This is a genomic window from Sphingobium bisphenolivorans (assembly GCF_000412635.1).
Lineage (GTDB): Bacteria > Pseudomonadota > Alphaproteobacteria > Sphingomonadales > Sphingomonadaceae > Sphingobium > Sphingobium bisphenolivorans.
The window spans coordinates 328,986-342,903 of sequence record NZ_ASTG01000001.1 but is presented as its reverse complement, the minus strand read 5'-3'; the positions used below and the strand labels follow the sequence as shown (position 1 = coordinate 342,903).

Below are 13,918 nucleotides of genomic sequence, written 5' to 3'. Positions count from 1 at the left end.
CTTCGGATCGCCGCCTGTTTCTGTTTCAGGGCTACTGGGAACCAGGATCAGCCATCAATCAGTTGCCGCCGCGGCCCCTTCGACAAGCTCAGGATGGGCTTGATCCGGGGTCCCGCTTCTTCATCGCCGCAGCTGTGTTCAGAGAACAGCGGGTCCCCGGCTCAAGGCCGGGGTGACGACCGTCGGAATGGCGGGAAACCACACGAAGCTGTCGAGCAGGTCAGCGCGGCGCTCTGCTCGTAAACCACAGCCCGCCGAGGCTGATCGCCGCCGCCGCCGACATGTAGAGGCCCACCAGTTCCACGCCCCGCGCCTGGATCAGCCATGTCGCGACGATCGGCGCCAGCGCGCCGCCGAGGATGCCTCCGAGGTTGAAGGAGAAGGAGGCACCGGTATAGCGCAGCTGCACCGGGAACAGATGCGGCAGATAGGCGCCGAGCGGGCCGTAGACGAAGCCCATCAGGAACAGCGCCAGGCTGAGGATCAGGAAGATCGGCAGCAACTGGCCCGTGCCGATTGCCGGGCCGAAAATCACCCCCATGACCACCGTGCCGACGCAGCCGATCGCCAGCACCCGCGTCGGGCTGGTCTTGTCCGACCACCAGCCGGCGACGAGGATGCTGAGCGCCATGAACAGGATCGCGCCGAGTTGGATCGCGAGGAAGGTTTCGCGGTCGATCTTGAGCGTCGTCGTGCCGTAGCCGAGTGCAAAGGCGGTCGCGATATAGTAGACGGCGAAGCAGGCCGCGCAGGCGAAGGTGCCGGCGATCGCGGCGCCGAGATGACTTTGGAACAAGGTCGCGAGCGGCACGGCAGGCGGTGGCGCCTCGGCCTTCGCAGCGGCGAATTCCGGCGTCTCCGTGAGCTTCAATCTGATCCACAGGCCCAGGATGACCAGCACCGCGCTGCCGAGGAAGGGCAGGCGCCAGCCCCAGGCGAAGAAGTCGGCATCGGTCAGGAACATGCCGAGCAACAGGAACAGCCCGTTGGCGGCGAGGAAGCCGACCGGTGCGCCAAGTTGCGGGAACATGCCGAAGCGCGCGCGCCATCCGGGAGGGGCGTTCTCTACTGCCAGCAGCGCCGCGCCGCCCCACTCGCCGCCGAGGCCGAAGCCCTGACCGAAGCGCAAGATGCACAGGATCAGCGGTGCCCACCAACCGATCATCAGATAGGTCGGCAGGAAGCCAATGGCCAGCGTCGATCCACCCATCAGCATCAGCGAGGTGACCAGTGTCGCCTTGCGCCCGATCCGGTCGCCATAATGACCGAACACCGCCGCGCCGAGCGGCCGGGCGAAGAAGGCGAGCGCAAGGCTGCCATAGGAGGCCATCAACTGCGCCGAGGGGGAGGAGGCGGGGAAGAAGAGCGAGGGGAAGATCAGGCTCGCGGCCGTTGCATAGATGTAGAAGTCGTAAAATTCGACCGCGGTGCCGATCAGGCTTGCCGCCAGCACGCGTTTGTGGCGCAGCATCGCGCCCGTCCCGCTCATCTCCATCGCCTGCACGCCCCCTCGCGCCATCGTCTCACGTCTTTCGTTTCTGGTTCAGCAACTCATATGCCATCACGGCGCAAGCAACGGCAGCGTTCAGGCTGTCCGCCTTCCCCAGCATCGGCATCTTCACCAGCAGGTCGCACTCCGCCTCATAGGCTTCGGGCAGCCCCTGCGCCTCATTGCCGACCAGCAGGAAGCTGGGGCTTTGATAGCGGGGCTGCTGATAATCCTGGGTGGCCTTAAGGCTGGTGCCGATCAGTTCGCCCGGCCCCTGACGCAGCCAGTGCATGAACTCGCCCCAGCGCGCCTGGGTGATGGATTGGGTGAAGAGCGCGCCCATGCTGGCGCGCACGGATTCGACGGAGAAGGGGTCGACGCAATCATCGATCAGGATGATGCCGCCCGCTCCGACTGCGTCGCCCGTGCGAAGGATGGTGCCAAGGTTGCCGGGATCGCGCAGCGATTGGGCAACGATCCAGATATCGGCCCTGGCTCGGTCGAGCTTCGCCAGCGGCGTCAGCCGATCGCGGTAAACGCCGACCACCGCCTGCGCATTATCCTTGCCGCTGATCTTGGAAAGAATGTCAGGCGTGGTTTCGATAACATCGCCGCCCGCAGCCTCCATGGCGGCGATCAATTCGCCTGCGAGCGGGTGGGTGGAGCCGGCGTGGAACAGCATCTCCGGCAGCACGCCTTCCTCGCGCGCTTCGGTGAGGATGCGCAGCCCTTCGGCCAGGAACAGCCCTTCCGCCTTGCGGAACTTCTTTTCGCGCAAGGAGCGGACGCGCTTCACCAGCGGGTTGGAAAATCCGGTGATTTCGCGTGCCACTATGCTGCCCTGCCTCCCTGAACCCGGCTCGAAGCGGCCTCTCTATAGGGCGACGGCGGAAAAGGGTAGGGGCCTCGCGCTGCTCAGGCGGCGCGGAATGCATCGGGGCGCGCCACCGCGATCCGGTTGCGGCCGCTGCGCTTGGCATCGTACAAAGCCTCGTCTGCGGCGGCGAGCCAGATTTCGCTGCTGGCATAGCCCTCGGCAATTTCGGATACGCCGAAGCTGGCGGTGACCTGCAGCGAGGGGATCGCGGTAAGCCGCGCCGCCTCTATGGCCTCGCAGAAGCGTTGGGCCGCCTTTGCGGCGTCATCCTGCGTGGTTTCCGGCAGCAGAATGGCAAATTCCTCGCCGCCAAGCCGCCCCAGCGAGTCACTGGGCCGCTGCAGGCCTGCGCACAGCTCGGCGATGCCCCGGATGACCTGATCGCCGATCGGGTGACCGTGCGTGTCGTTGATGTTCTTGAAATGGTCGATGTCGAACAGCAGCACGCTGGCGGGCCGCTGGTGGCGTTCGAACAGGGCAATGGTGCGGTTCATCTCCGTCAGGAATGCGCGGCGCGTGAGCGCTCCCGTCAGATGATCGCGCTCGGCGATGCGGCGCAGCTCCAGTTGCTCGACGACCAACGCGGCGAGGTTGCTCAGGATCGCGACCTGGTGGGGGTCAAAGTGGCGCGGGACGGTGTCGATCGCGCAGAGGGAACCGATATTATAGCCGTCCGGCGTCTCCAGCGGAATGCCGGCATAGCTGCGGATATTGGGGTCGCCGGTCACCAGCGGGCTGTCGGAGAAGCGCTCGTCCTCCTGCGCATCCGGTACCAGCATGGGCGCACGGTGGCGGATGGTGTGGTTACAAAAGGCGATTTCACGGGGTGTCTCGCTGACGGCCAGCCCCGACTTCGCCTTGAACCACTGGCGGTCCTGGTCGATCAGGGACACAACGGAGATGGGGACGCCCAATATGCTGCGGACCAGATCGGTGATCCGGTCGAACGACGCTTCGGAGGGCGTATCGAGCACCTCATAGCGTTTCAGCGCCGCCAGCCGGCCAGCTTCGTCCGTCAGTTTCTCATCGGCCATGAGTAGATGTATCCGAGTGCAGCCGTGTGATATCAACAATATATTGGCGGCTAACCTGTGATATCAAGCTCGTGCGCCTCGGGTGAAGGGATCAGTCCTCGCCGAACTTGTCTTCCACCAGCGACACCAGCTTGCCGAGCGAGTCCGCCGCTTCAGGACCGGTCGCGCTGATCGTGATGGAATCCCCCATCGCCGCGCCCAGCATCATCAAGCCCATGATTGAGGTGCCAGTCACTTCACTGCCATCCTTGCGCACCGTGATCTGCGCGGGCAGGCCGCTCGCCAGCGTCACGAACTTCGCGCTGGCGCGGGCGTGCAGGCCGCGTCGGTTGCTGATCCTGACTTCCTGGCTGATTTCGCTCATGTCGTGCTGCCCAACAATTCCGATGCCACGCTGATATATTTCTGCCCCGCTTCCCGGGCGGCGGCGACGGCCTGCCGCACTTCCATGACCTTGCGCGCGCTTTCCAGACGGATGAGCATGGGCAGGTTGATGCCCGCGATCACCTCGATCTCTCCGGCCTTCAGCAGCGAGATGGCGAGGTTCGACGGTGTGCCGCCGAACAGGTCCGTCAGCAGGATGACGCCCGACCCGTCATTCACCCGCGCGACGGCAGAGGCGATGTCGGCGCGCCGCACCTCCATATCGTCCTCGGGACCGATGCAGATGGTTTCGATCTGCTGCTGCGGGCCGACCACATGTTCCATCGCCACGACGAATTCCGTCGCCAGCGACCCATGGGTGACGAGTACGAGTCCAATCATCTACTTACGGGGCCCACCTGTTTTCATGATGTTGCTTTCGGGCCTCCCGGTCTGCGCTTCTCCAGTGCATCCTGGGGCGCTGATTCCATATTGCGATGCGAAACCGTGGGCGAAAAGCCCGCGTCTTGCAAGTATTTGGCGACACGTTCGGCGGCGTGCACCGATCGGTGCCGGCCGCCGGTGCATCCGAAAGCCACGGTAATGTAGCTTTTGCCGCTGCCGGCATAGCGCGGGAGGAGCAGGGACAGCAATTCCTCGATCCGCCTCAGCGCCTCCTCATAGGCGGGGTCTTCGGCGATATAGGCCGCGACGTCGGGATCGAGGCCGGTCTTCGGGCGCAGCGCCTCATCCCAATGCGGATTGCGCAGGAAACGCATGTCGAACACCAGATCGGCATTGAGCGGCACGCCGCGAGAGTAGCCGAAGGAGACGATGGTCAATACCGGATCGGACAGGCCGTCGCGCGAGAAGCGGTTGCGAATCTCCTGCTGCAAGGCGTTGCTGCTGAGGCTGGAGGTATCGATCACCTGCTGGGCCCAGCGGCGCAACGGTTCCGTCAGTTCGCGTTCGCGCGCGATGCCGTGGGCGGCGGGGCGGTCGGCGGCGAGCGGGTGGCGGCGCCGCGTCTCGGCGAAGCGGCGTTCCAGCTCCGCGCCGGAGCAGTCGAGGAACAGCGTCTCGACATCATGGCCGTCGCGGGACCGCAGCGCCTTGATCCGCTGCACGATGGCGGCGGCGTCGAAGCCACGGGTACGGGCATCGATACCGATAGCGATGGGACGGTCGTCCACTTCGTCGTGACCCGCAGGCAGGGGCGTGTCGAGCAGGCGGTCGAGAAGGAGGAGGGGCAGGTTGTCGACCACCTCCCAACCCATATCTTCCAGCGTCTTGAGCGCCGTCGTCTTCCCGGCGCCTGACAGGCCGGACACGAGCAATATGGTTTTCGGCGCGGATGCGTTCACGACAGCCCCAACGCCTTCAGCGCGAGTTCGACCTTGATCGGGGCGGAGGCTTCGAACGCCGCCAGTTTCAGGCAGGGGATCTGGACGCCCGCGATCGACTGGGTCATCGCCTCTGCCGGCATACGTTCGACCGATCCGCACAATTCCACCGCCAGAGACACGGCGATATTGTCGGCATGCGGCACTTCGATCAGGCCGATGCCCCGCACTTCCATCATGCCGGCGATCCTGTCGGGCGCGCGGGCGAACAGCCGGCCTTCCACCTCCACCAGCCGCGTATAATCGTCGCTGATGAGCGTCGCGCCGCGATCGATCAGGCGGAGCGCCAGGTCGGACTTCCCCACACCGCTCGGCCCGCACAGCAGCACAGCGCGGTCCGCTATTGCGACGCTGGTCGCGTGAAGGGGGGAAGGGGAGGGTTCCGACGACATGGTAAATTCAGGCTAGTCTATCGCTTGTTCGCGCCGGTGGGAAACGAATTACAGAGGGACTGTCCCGATTGGGGGCAGCCTATTCCGAAACGATGCCGGGGTCGCGTTCCACCGCCATCGGCAGCCGCACGATGAAGCAGGCGCCGCTCTGCGCATCGCCGCGCCCGGCGATGCTGATCTTGCCCTGATGCCCCTCCACGATCGAGCGGGCGATCGCGAGGCCAAGACCGGAATGCTTGCCGAACGCCTCATTTTCCGGCCGGACGCTGTGGAAGCGGCGAAAGACATGTTCCCGCTCGCTTTCGGGAACGCCGGGGCCATGGTCCTCGACGCTCACCAGCACTTCATCATCGGCAACGGTGGCGACGATCTGGACCAGCCCGCCATCGGGAGAGAAGGAGATGGCGTTATCGATCAGATTGTCGAGCACCCGGATCAGCCGCTGCTCCTCTCCCAACACGACGGCCACGTCCTTGCGCGGGCGGGCGAAGGCCAGCCGCACTCCTCTGGGAACGCCGCGCGCTTCATGGGCGACGATCATCTTCTCGATCAGCAGGCCGAGGTCGATCGGCTCGAACCTCGTGCGCGAGAGTTGCGCATCGATGCGGGACGCTTCGGCTATGTCGGTGACAAGCCGGTCGAGCCGCCGCACATCGTCGCGGGCGATGTCCAGCAATTGCTCGCGAAGCTCGGGCTTTTCCACGCGGTCCAGCGCGTCGAGGGCAGAGCGCAGCGAGGCGATGGGGTTCTTGAGTTCGTGGCTCACATCCGCCGCGAAAGCATCGGTCGCGTCGATCCGCTGGCGGAGCGCGTGGCTCATATCCGAAAGGGCACGCGCCAGCATGCCGATCTCGTCGCGGCGATCGGGCAGGCGCGGCACCGTCACCTCCCGTGCGCGCCCCAGCCGCACCCGCACCGCCGCGCGCGCGAGCCGCTGGAGCGGCTGCACGATGGTGCGCGCGAGGAACAGCGAGAGCAGCACCGAAGCGAGCACCGCCGCACCCAGCACGAGTCCGAGCCTGAATCGCTCGGCCCGCACGGTGCGCGTAATGTCGCGGGCGTTTTCGGTGGCAAGCAGGCTGGTGCCGTCCGTCATGGGAACCGCCGCCGAAACCACGAACGTGCGGTCGGGCGCGTAGCGGTTCATGGATTGCATCGTTCCCGTCTTGCGGGCGAGGACCAGTTCCGGCCAGGCATCCGCGCGATCAAGGCGCGGCTCCTCAAAATCAGGCGGCCGGTCGGCATCGACCACGCGATCCACCACCTTGTCGAGAAAGCGCGCGGCGTGGCGCTGCCAATCTTCCTCTTCTGGCAGGCGAAGGCGGTAGCGCGGCGCGTTCATGGTGAAGCTGTCCGCGACAAGGTGACCGTCCGGCGCGTACCGGCGGACCCGGTCCTGCGTCTGCCGGGCATAGGCGGCGATGAGCGCATCCTGCCGGTCTTGCGGCGCGTTCTCGAGCGCGATGGCGAGCAGCTTCAACTCGCGCGCCGACTGTTCCAGCCGCGTATCGACAATGCGGGTGCGATAGCTGTCCAGATAGAAGAAGCCGCCGGCCAGCAGCGCGAGCGCGAAGACGTTAACCGCCAATATGCGCGGCGTCAGGCTGATACGGCCGGACCAGCGCGAGGCGATGTCGCCGTGCTCACTCCTCCGAAAAACGGTAGCCAGCGCCATAGAGCGTATCGATTGCGTTGAATTCAGGATCGACCTCACGGAATTTGCGACGAAGCCGCTTGATATGGCTGTCGATGGTTCGGTCATCGACATAGACATCGTCCTGATAGGCTGCGTCCATCAGCTGATTGCGGTTCTTGACGACGCCGGGGCGAGCGGCCAGCGTCTCCAGGATCAGGAATTCGGTGACGGTCAGCGTCACGTCCCGTTCCTTCCACTTCACCCGATGACGCGCGGGGTCCATCTCCAGCCGCCCGCGCGTGATCGGTTCCGCCACCGGTTCGTCCGACGGCGGGTTGACCCGGCTCGCCTCCGCCCGGCGAAGGATGGCCCGGATGCGCGCGATCAGCAGCCGCTGGGAAAAGGGCTTGGAGATATAATCGTCGGCGCCCATGGCAAGGCCCAGCGCCTCATCCAGTTCGTCGGCCTTGGAGGTCAGGAAGATGACCGGCATCTGCGTCTTTTCCCGCAGGCGGCGCAGCAGTTCCAAGCCATCGATCCGCGGCATCTTGATGTCGAACACGCCAAGGTCGGCCGGGTTCTCGCCCAGCGCCTTCAGCGCGGCCTCGGGGTCCGAATAGAGGCGCGTCATGAACCCCTCCGCCTGCAGGGCGATCGATACCGAGGCGAGAATATTCTTGTCGTCATCAACCAGGGCGATGGTTGCCGTCATGCTGTGTCCCACGCGTTCGGGATGGGGAAGGAGGGGTAACTCTTCAAGCGTTAGACCATGGCCGCGCCGCTCGCAAGGAAGGCGGACAGGCGGCTTATGCGGTGAGGCACTGATATTTCGGGATAAGGGCGATGGCCGGGGTGTTTGACGCATCTGCCGCAAAAGCTTATGGCCGCTGAGGTCCGCTGCAGACGGCGTCGAGCGGATGAGCGTCGGCGTCGCAGGAGGACCGGTGGGTAACAGCATAGGCTGCCAACCGAGATGATATATTAGGAGTCAAGGCGTGCAGGCCAAATCTTCGGTCACCCTGGATCAGCAGGGTATTAAAACGAATGCGGTGCAGTTCTGGAATCTGGGCACCGCGCCGCTGGTCGAAGCCGCGCTGGCGAATCGCGAAGGCATTCTGGCGAAGGACGGTCCTCTGGTCGTCAAGACAGGCAAGCATACCGGCCGTTCGGCGAACGACAAGTTCATCGTCAAGGACGCGGAAACCGAATCCACCGTCTGGTGGGGCAAGACCAACGTTCCCATGACGCCGGAGCATTTCGCGGCGCTGAAGGAGGATTTCTTCAAGGCGCTCGGCGAAAAGGACAAGCTGTATGTCGCCGATCTGTACGGCGGTTCGCAGCCCGAGTTCCGCGTCAATGTGCGCGTGATCAACGAGCTGGCCTGGCACAACCTCTTCATCCGCACCCTGCTGGTTCGTCCGAAGGCTGAGGAACTGGCCGGCTTCGCGCCCGAATATACGATCATCGATCTGCCGACCTTCAAGGCGGACCCGGCGCGGCACGGCAGCCGCAGCGAGACGGTGATCGCGGTCAACTTCACCGAAAAGCTGATCCTGATCGGCGGCACCAAATATGCCGGCGAGATGAAGAAGTCGGTCTTCGGCATCCTCAATTATCTGCTGCCGACCAAGGGCGTGATGCCGATGCACTGCTCGGCCAATATCGGCTCGAACGGCGACACCGCTGTTTTCTTCGGCCTGTCGGGCACCGGCAAGACCACGCTTTCGGCCGACGCCAGCCGCACGCTGATTGGCGATGATGAGCATGGCTGGTCGGATACCGCCGTCTTCAATTTCGAGGGCGGCTGCTATGCCAAGATGATCAACCTGTCGGCCGAGGCCGAGCCGGAGATCTTCGCCACCACCAAGCGCTTCGGCACGGTCCTGGAAAATGTCGTGATCGACGAAGAAACCCGCGAGATCGACCTGGACGACAACAGCCTGGCTGAAAACAGCCGTGGTTCCTATCCGATCGACTTCATCCCGAACACGTCGGAAAAGAATCTCGGCCCGGTGCCGAAGAACATCATCTTCCTCACCGCCGACGCCTATGGCGTGCTGCCGCCGATCGCGCGGCTGACCCCGGATCAGGCGATGTATCACTTCCTGTCCGGCTACACCGCCCGCGTCGCGGGCACCGAGATCGGTGTGACGGAGCCTTCGGCGACCTTCTCGACCTGCTTCGGTGCGCCGTTCATGCCGCGTCACCCCTCCGTTTACGGCAATCTGCTGAAGGAGCGGATCAACAAGGGCGGCGTCACCTGCTGGCTGGTCAACACCGGCTGGACCGGCGGCAAGTACGGCGTTGGCAAGCGGATGCCGATCAAGGTCACCCGCGCGCTGCTGAACGCCGCGCTCGACGGCAGCCTCAACAATGTCGAGTTCCGCACCGATCCGAACTTCGGCTTCCAGGTGCCGGTGGCGGTGCCGGGCGTCGATGCGACCATCCTCGACCCGCGCGCGACTTGGGGCGACAAGGCCGCCTATGACGAAACCGCGGGCAAGCTGGTCAAGCAGTTCGTCGACAACTTCGCGCAGTTTGCGGACCATGTCGATGAATCGGTGCGCGGGGCTGCGCTGACCGCCGCTTGAGCCTCCGCTCAGCTTGAAGAATAGAGGGCCGGGGGCTTCTCCCGGCTCTTTTTCTTTTTGTTCGCCGTGCGGAATGCTATTCTGCACGAAACTGACGGGAAACCACCTCATGGCGAATTTCAGCGACATCCTGAACAATCTCGGCGGGCTGGAAGCTATCGCGGCCAAACTCGGGCTGGAGCCTGAGCAGATGCAGGCGCTGATGGCCGAGATCGGCGCCAAGATCGGCGCGGGCGAAACCGATGTCGCGGCGCTGGCGACGACGGCGGCGGAACATGGCGTTTCGGCCGACGCTCTCCAGGAGCTGTTCGCGCGCGTCGGAGGACCGGAGGCGATCCTTGGCAAGATCGGCGGATTTTTCGACCGCGACGGCGATGGCAATCCGCTCAATGAACTGGGCGGGCTGGCAAAGGGTCTGTTCGGCTGATCACCATGCCGGCTGGCGTTCGCGTCTTTGACTGACGGCGATCTATCGGGCGCCCAAGATTTTTTCGCCTTGCTATCGGGGCGCTCAGAGCGCATTCGCCTGCCAGCTTATTGCGAGGCCCGCGCAACAACAACATTCGTGCGTTGCGCTTTGCCTTGGCAGGAGAAGGTTGTGAACGACGTGACGATTGAAAAGCCGGCGCTGGAACCAACAGGCGCCCTGTCCGTGGAAACCGTGCTGTCGGTCCGCCACTGGAACGAGCATCTTTTCAGCTTCCGCATCAGCCGTCCGGCGAGCTTCCGCTTCCGTTCGGGCGAGTTTGTGATGATCGGCCTGGCTGGGGACAATGGCAAGCCGCTGCTGCGTGCTTATTCGGTGGCGAGCCCGTCTTGGGACGAGGAACTGGAGTTCCTTTCGATCAAGGTGCAGGACGGTCCGCTGACCTCCAAATTGCAGCTGATCCAGCCGGGTGACCAAATCTATCTCGGCCGCAAGCCGACCGGCACGCTGGTGACCGACGCGCTGCTGCCGGGCAAGCGGTTGTTCATGCTGTCGACCGGAACAGGGCTTGCGCCGTTCCTCAGCCTGGCGCGCGATCCGGACGTTTACGATTTTTACGAGCAGGTCGTCGTGGTCCATTCGGTGCGCCGGGTGAGCGATCTGGCGTTCCATGACGAACTGTCGGGCAAGCTCGCCGACGATCCGCTGGTGTCGGAGCAGGCTGCGGCCCAGTTCCACTATGTGCCGACCGTGACGCGCGAGCCGTTCCGCAACAATGTCCGCATCGACAAGCTGGTCGAGAGCGGCGAACTGTTCGCCGGCATTCCGGGCGAGGCGAAGTTCAATCCGGAAACGGACCGCGTCATGATGTGCGGCAGCATGGAGATGATCAAGCAGTTCGGCGCCTTCTTCGAGGCAAACGGCTTCCCCGAAGGCTCCAACGCGGCGCCCGGCGCCTATGTGATCGAGCGCGCCTTTGTCGGCTGACGCTGGCCATATGGAAGATGAGAGAGGGCTGGCGGAAACGCCGGCCCCTTTGCTTTGGGAATAGACGATTATTTTTCGTCACCCCGGACTTGAACCCGGGGTGACGGTAAAGGAGAAATTGTTCCCGATCTCGCGTTCAAGCTAATTCCACTTTCAGCACCGAAGCGTCCGCGCCGGTGATCCGCACGCGGCTGCCGGCGGGCGCGTCGGGGCCGCGACAGGACCAGACGCTGTCGCCCACCTTCACCCGTCCGCGCCCGCCGTCGATCGCTTCCACGACAGTGACGATCTCGCCGATCAGCCGCGCCGTGCGATCGTTGAGCATCGGGTCCTGCGAGTCCACGGGATTGGCCTTGTACCAGCGGCGCCCGCCCCAGACGGAGAGCAGGCACAGTCCTGCGAAGATGAGCAACTGAGCCGGCAGCGCAATGGGAAGGGCGAGCGCGAGAAGTCCCGTGACCGCTGCGGCCAGCGCGACCCAGATCAGGAACACGCCGGGCAGGATGACCTCGCCCACGCCGAGCAAGGCGGCGAAGACGAGCCAGCCCCAATGGTCGTCCAGCAAAGCGAGCCAGTCCATCATGCCGGTGCCTGCCCGAAGGGACCGCGGCGCGGGGGTGCCGGAGGCGGCGGGGTGGCGGCGTCGCTCCCCAACGCTTCCTTCGCCAGCGCGCCGATGCCGCCGAGCGTCCCGATCAGCTGCGTCGCCTCCACCGGGAAGAGGATGGTCTTGGCATTTGGCGAGGTGGCGAACTGGCTCACCGCCTCGACATATTTCTGGGCGACGAAATAGTTGATCGCCTGCGCGTTACCGGACGCAATCGCCTCCGACACCATCTGGGTTGCCTTCGCCTCGGCCTCCGCCTCACGCTCGCGCGCTTCGGCGTCGCGGAACGCGGCTTCGCGCCGGCCTTCGGCCTCCAGGATCTGGCTCTGCTTCTGCCCCTCCGCCTTCAGGATTTCCGAGGCGCGCAGTCCTTCGGATTCGAGGATGAGGGCGCGCTTCTCCCGCTCTGCCTTCATCTGGCGGCCCATCGCGTTGACGATGTCGGCGGGCGGGCGGATGTCCTTGAGTTCCACGCGGGTGATCTTGATGCCCCAGGCGTTGGTCGCGTGATCGACCACCGACAGCAGCCGCGCGTTGATCTCATCGCGCTTCGACAGCGTTTCATCCAGGTCCATAGACCCCATCACGGTACGCAGGTTGGTGGTCGCCAGCTGCATGATCGCGACATAGAGTTCGCTGACTTCATAGGCCGCCTTGGCCGCGTCCAGAACCTGGAAGAAGACGACGCCGTCGACCGACACCATGGCGTTATCCTTGGTGATGATCTCCTGCCCCGGAATATCGACGACCTGCTCCATCATGTTGATCTTGCGACCCACCGCATAGAAGAAGGCGGGGTAGAAATTGAGCCCGGGCCGGGCCACCTCCGTGAAGCGGCCGAAACGCTCGATCGTATATTGATAGCCTTGCCGGACCACCTTGACGCTCACCGCAAGATAGAACAGCACCAGAAATGTGACCGTCAGCGCGAATGTCGTCAGCATCATCGTCTCCCCCCAAATCCGCTTGGACTATGACGCGAAATCATTAACGCGAAAAGGCAAACCGAGAGGAGTTTCATCATGTTGTTGCGCCACGCCCGATCTTTGCTTTTCCTGCCGGCGTCCAATCCGCGCGCCATCGCGAAGGCCCGGACCCTGGGTTGCGACATGGTGATACTGGACCTTGAGGATGCCGTGCCCGCCGACCGCAAGGAAGAGGCGCTCCGAGGCGCCGTCGATGCGGCGGCGGAGGGGTTCGGCGGCAGGCTGTGCGCCATCCGGATCAATGTCGAGGGAACGCCGTGGCATGGGCGTGAGATGGTCGCGCTGAAGGCGTCTGCCGCCGACTATGTCGTCCTGCCCAAGGTGGAAAGCGCCAGACAGGTGAAGGACGTGTTCAGCGTCTGCCAGAAGCCGGTCATCGCCATGATCGAAAGCGCGGTCGGCGTGCTGGCCGCGCGGGAGATCGCGGCGGGGGAAGGCTGTGCGGGCCTCTTCATGGGCAATAACGACCTGCGGCAGGATCTTGGCATTCCGCCCTCTGCCGGCCGCGAGGGTCTGCTGCTGGCGATGCAAACGGCGATACTGGCGGCCCGGGCCGCGCGTATCGCGGTGTTCGATGGCGTGTTCAACCGGCTGGACGACGAGGCCGGCTTTGAAGGCGAATGTGCGGCCGGACATGTGCTGGGCTTTGATGGCAAGACGCTGATCCACCCCAGTCAGGTGCCTGTCGCCAACCAGGTCTTTGGTCCCGATCCGCAAGCAGTGGCGGACGCACGGCGGCTGGTAGAGGCGGCTCGCGGCGGCGCTGAACGGTTTGAAGGGCGGATGATCGAGAGCATGCATGTCGCAGAAGCCAAAGCCCTGATCGCCCGTGCCGAAGCAGTCGGCGAATAGCCCGACCGAAAGAAATTCTCGTTGTTTATGTGTAACATACTTTGTCGGCCCAAGACTGTACGGCTGTAAAACATTTCTTTCCAGAAGGTTGCCGCAGTGCGGCAAATGGGTCACTGTCAAACTAAAAATGATGGCATTTTTGAGGCAAAATGATAGAATTTGCTCATGCGGGGTCGCTCGATTCTGCGAGGTCCATCATGTCGAAAAATGTTCGATTGGCGGCGGGTGCCGCCGGTTGCTTGCTTGCGCTCTTTTCCGGGGGAGCGGCCGCCGC

Annotated in this window: 15 protein-coding genes; 4 read left to right on the top strand and 11 right to left on the bottom strand. The window is 64.1% G+C overall.

Annotated elements, in window-relative coordinates; translation table 11 throughout:
* Positions 1-220: 220 nt before the first annotated feature.
* The 9 genes from L858_RS0101790 to L858_RS0101750 form a co-directional block, all read right to left on the bottom strand.
* A complete protein-coding gene (locus tag L858_RS0101790) occupies positions 221-1,489 on the bottom strand; it encodes an MFS transporter (RefSeq protein ID WP_152639752.1) in 1,269 nt (422 codons plus the stop codon).
* A 34-nt stretch (positions 1,490-1,523) separates the two neighbouring features.
* Positions 1,524-2,321 carry a TrmH family RNA methyltransferase gene (locus L858_RS0101785; RefSeq protein ID WP_022681433.1) on the bottom strand — a complete coding sequence of 266 codons (798 nt, stop codon included), beginning with the start codon at positions 2,319-2,321 and terminating at the stop codon, positions 1,524-1,526.
* Positions 2,322-2,404: 83 nt separating this feature from the next.
* Positions 2,405-3,400, bottom strand: coding sequence for a sensor domain-containing diguanylate cyclase (locus L858_RS0101780; RefSeq protein ID WP_022681432.1), 996 nt, complete (start codon positions 3,398-3,400; stop codon positions 2,405-2,407).
* A gap of 91 nt (positions 3,401-3,491) precedes the next feature.
* The gene (locus L858_RS0101775; protein WP_022681431.1) at positions 3,492-3,764 is read right to left on the bottom strand and encodes an HPr family phosphocarrier protein; all 273 of its coding nucleotides are present in this window, start codon (positions 3,762-3,764) and stop codon (positions 3,492-3,494) included.
* A complete protein-coding gene (locus tag L858_RS0101770) occupies positions 3,761-4,165 on the bottom strand; it encodes a PTS sugar transporter subunit IIA (RefSeq protein ID WP_022681430.1) in 405 nt (134 codons plus the stop codon). The genes L858_RS0101775 and L858_RS0101770 overlap by 4 nt, the downstream gene beginning before the upstream one ends.
* 23 nt (positions 4,166-4,188) lie before the next feature.
* Entirely contained in the window at positions 4,189-5,127 is a 939-nt protein-coding gene (gene rapZ, locus L858_RS0101765) for an RNase adapter RapZ (protein WP_022681429.1), read from the bottom strand.
* On the bottom strand, positions 5,124-5,558 hold the full coding sequence (locus L858_RS0101760; RefSeq protein WP_022681428.1) for an HPr kinase/phosphorylase: 435 nt from the start codon (positions 5,556-5,558) through the stop codon (positions 5,124-5,126). Before L858_RS0101760 ends, rapZ begins: the two co-directional genes overlap by 4 nt.
* 79 nt (positions 5,559-5,637) lie before the next feature.
* Positions 5,638-7,233 carry a sensor histidine kinase gene (locus L858_RS0101755; protein ID WP_022681427.1) on the bottom strand — a complete coding sequence of 532 codons (1,596 nt, stop codon included), beginning with the start codon at positions 7,231-7,233 and terminating at the stop codon, positions 5,638-5,640.
* Complete coding sequence (locus L858_RS0101750) at positions 7,202-7,906, bottom strand: response regulator transcription factor (RefSeq protein ID WP_028055687.1); 705 nt, start codon at positions 7,904-7,906, stop codon at positions 7,202-7,204. Before L858_RS0101750 ends, L858_RS0101755 begins: the two co-directional genes overlap by 32 nt.
* A gap of 283 nt (positions 7,907-8,189) precedes the next feature.
* On the opposite strand from L858_RS0101750, the gene L858_RS0101745 reads away from it, so the two are divergent.
* From L858_RS0101745 to L858_RS0101735, 3 genes are all read left to right on the top strand, one after another.
* The gene (locus L858_RS0101745) at positions 8,190-9,785 is read left to right on the top strand and encodes a phosphoenolpyruvate carboxykinase (RefSeq protein ID WP_022681425.1); all 1,596 of its coding nucleotides are present in this window, start codon (positions 8,190-8,192) and stop codon (positions 9,783-9,785) included.
* A gap of 109 nt (positions 9,786-9,894) precedes the next feature.
* Complete coding sequence (locus tag L858_RS0101740) at positions 9,895-10,212, top strand: hypothetical protein (RefSeq protein ID WP_022681424.1); 318 nt, start codon at positions 9,895-9,897, stop codon at positions 10,210-10,212.
* Between the two features lie 171 nt (positions 10,213-10,383).
* Positions 10,384-11,199, top strand: coding sequence for a ferredoxin--NADP reductase (locus tag L858_RS0101735; protein ID WP_022681423.1), 816 nt, complete (start codon positions 10,384-10,386; stop codon positions 11,197-11,199).
* Positions 11,200-11,335: 136 nt separating this feature from the next.
* Here L858_RS0101735 and L858_RS0101730 read toward each other — a convergent pair whose 3' ends face one another.
* Both L858_RS0101730 and L858_RS0101725 read right to left on the bottom strand, forming a co-directional pair.
* Positions 11,336-11,782, bottom strand: a complete 447-nt coding sequence (locus L858_RS0101730) for an NfeD family protein (protein WP_028055686.1) — start codon at positions 11,780-11,782, stop codon at positions 11,336-11,338.
* Positions 11,779-12,750, bottom strand: coding sequence for an SPFH domain-containing protein (locus L858_RS0101725; protein WP_028055685.1), 972 nt, complete (start codon positions 12,748-12,750; stop codon positions 11,779-11,781). Before L858_RS0101725 ends, L858_RS0101730 begins: the two co-directional genes overlap by 4 nt.
* 78 nt (positions 12,751-12,828) lie before the next feature.
* Here L858_RS0101725 and L858_RS0101720 point away from each other — a divergent pair, with 78 nt between their 5' ends.
* Positions 12,829-13,644, top strand: coding sequence for an HpcH/HpaI aldolase/citrate lyase family protein (locus L858_RS0101720; protein WP_022681420.1), 816 nt, complete (start codon positions 12,829-12,831; stop codon positions 13,642-13,644).
* Positions 13,645-13,918 lie beyond the last annotated feature (274 nt).

Coding starts and splice junctions, on each gene's coding strand:
- L858_RS0101790 (WP_152639752.1), bottom strand. CDS start 1,489: ATGAGCGGGACGGGCGCGATGCTGCGCCACAAACGCGTGCTGGCGGCA.
- L858_RS0101780 (WP_022681432.1), bottom strand. CDS start 3,400: ATGGCCGATGAGAAACTGACGGACGAAGCTGGCCGGCTGGCGGCGCTG.
- L858_RS0101775 (WP_022681431.1), bottom strand. CDS start 3,764: ATGAGCGAAATCAGCCAGGAAGTCAGGATCAGCAACCGACGCGGCCTG.
- L858_RS0101770 (WP_022681430.1), bottom strand. CDS start 4,165: ATGATTGGACTCGTACTCGTCACCCATGGGTCGCTGGCGACGGAATTC.
- L858_RS0101760 (WP_022681428.1), bottom strand. CDS start 5,558: ATGTCGTCGGAACCCTCCCCTTCCCCCCTTCACGCGACCAGCGTCGCA.
- L858_RS0101755 (WP_022681427.1), bottom strand. CDS start 7,233: ATGGCGCTGGCTACCGTTTTTCGGAGGAGTGAGCACGGCGACATCGCC.
- L858_RS0101750 (WP_028055687.1), bottom strand. CDS start 7,906: ATGACGGCAACCATCGCCCTGGTTGATGACGACAAGAATATTCTCGCC.
- L858_RS0101740 (WP_022681424.1), top strand. CDS start 9,895: ATGGCGAATTTCAGCGACATCCTGAACAATCTCGGCGGGCTGGAAGCT.
- L858_RS0101730 (WP_028055686.1), bottom strand. CDS start 11,782: ATGATGGACTGGCTCGCTTTGCTGGACGACCATTGGGGCTGGCTCGTC.
- L858_RS0101725 (WP_028055685.1), bottom strand. CDS start 12,750: ATGCTGACGACATTCGCGCTGACGGTCACATTTCTGGTGCTGTTCTAT.
- L858_RS0101720 (WP_022681420.1), top strand. CDS start 12,829: ATGTTGTTGCGCCACGCCCGATCTTTGCTTTTCCTGCCGGCGTCCAAT.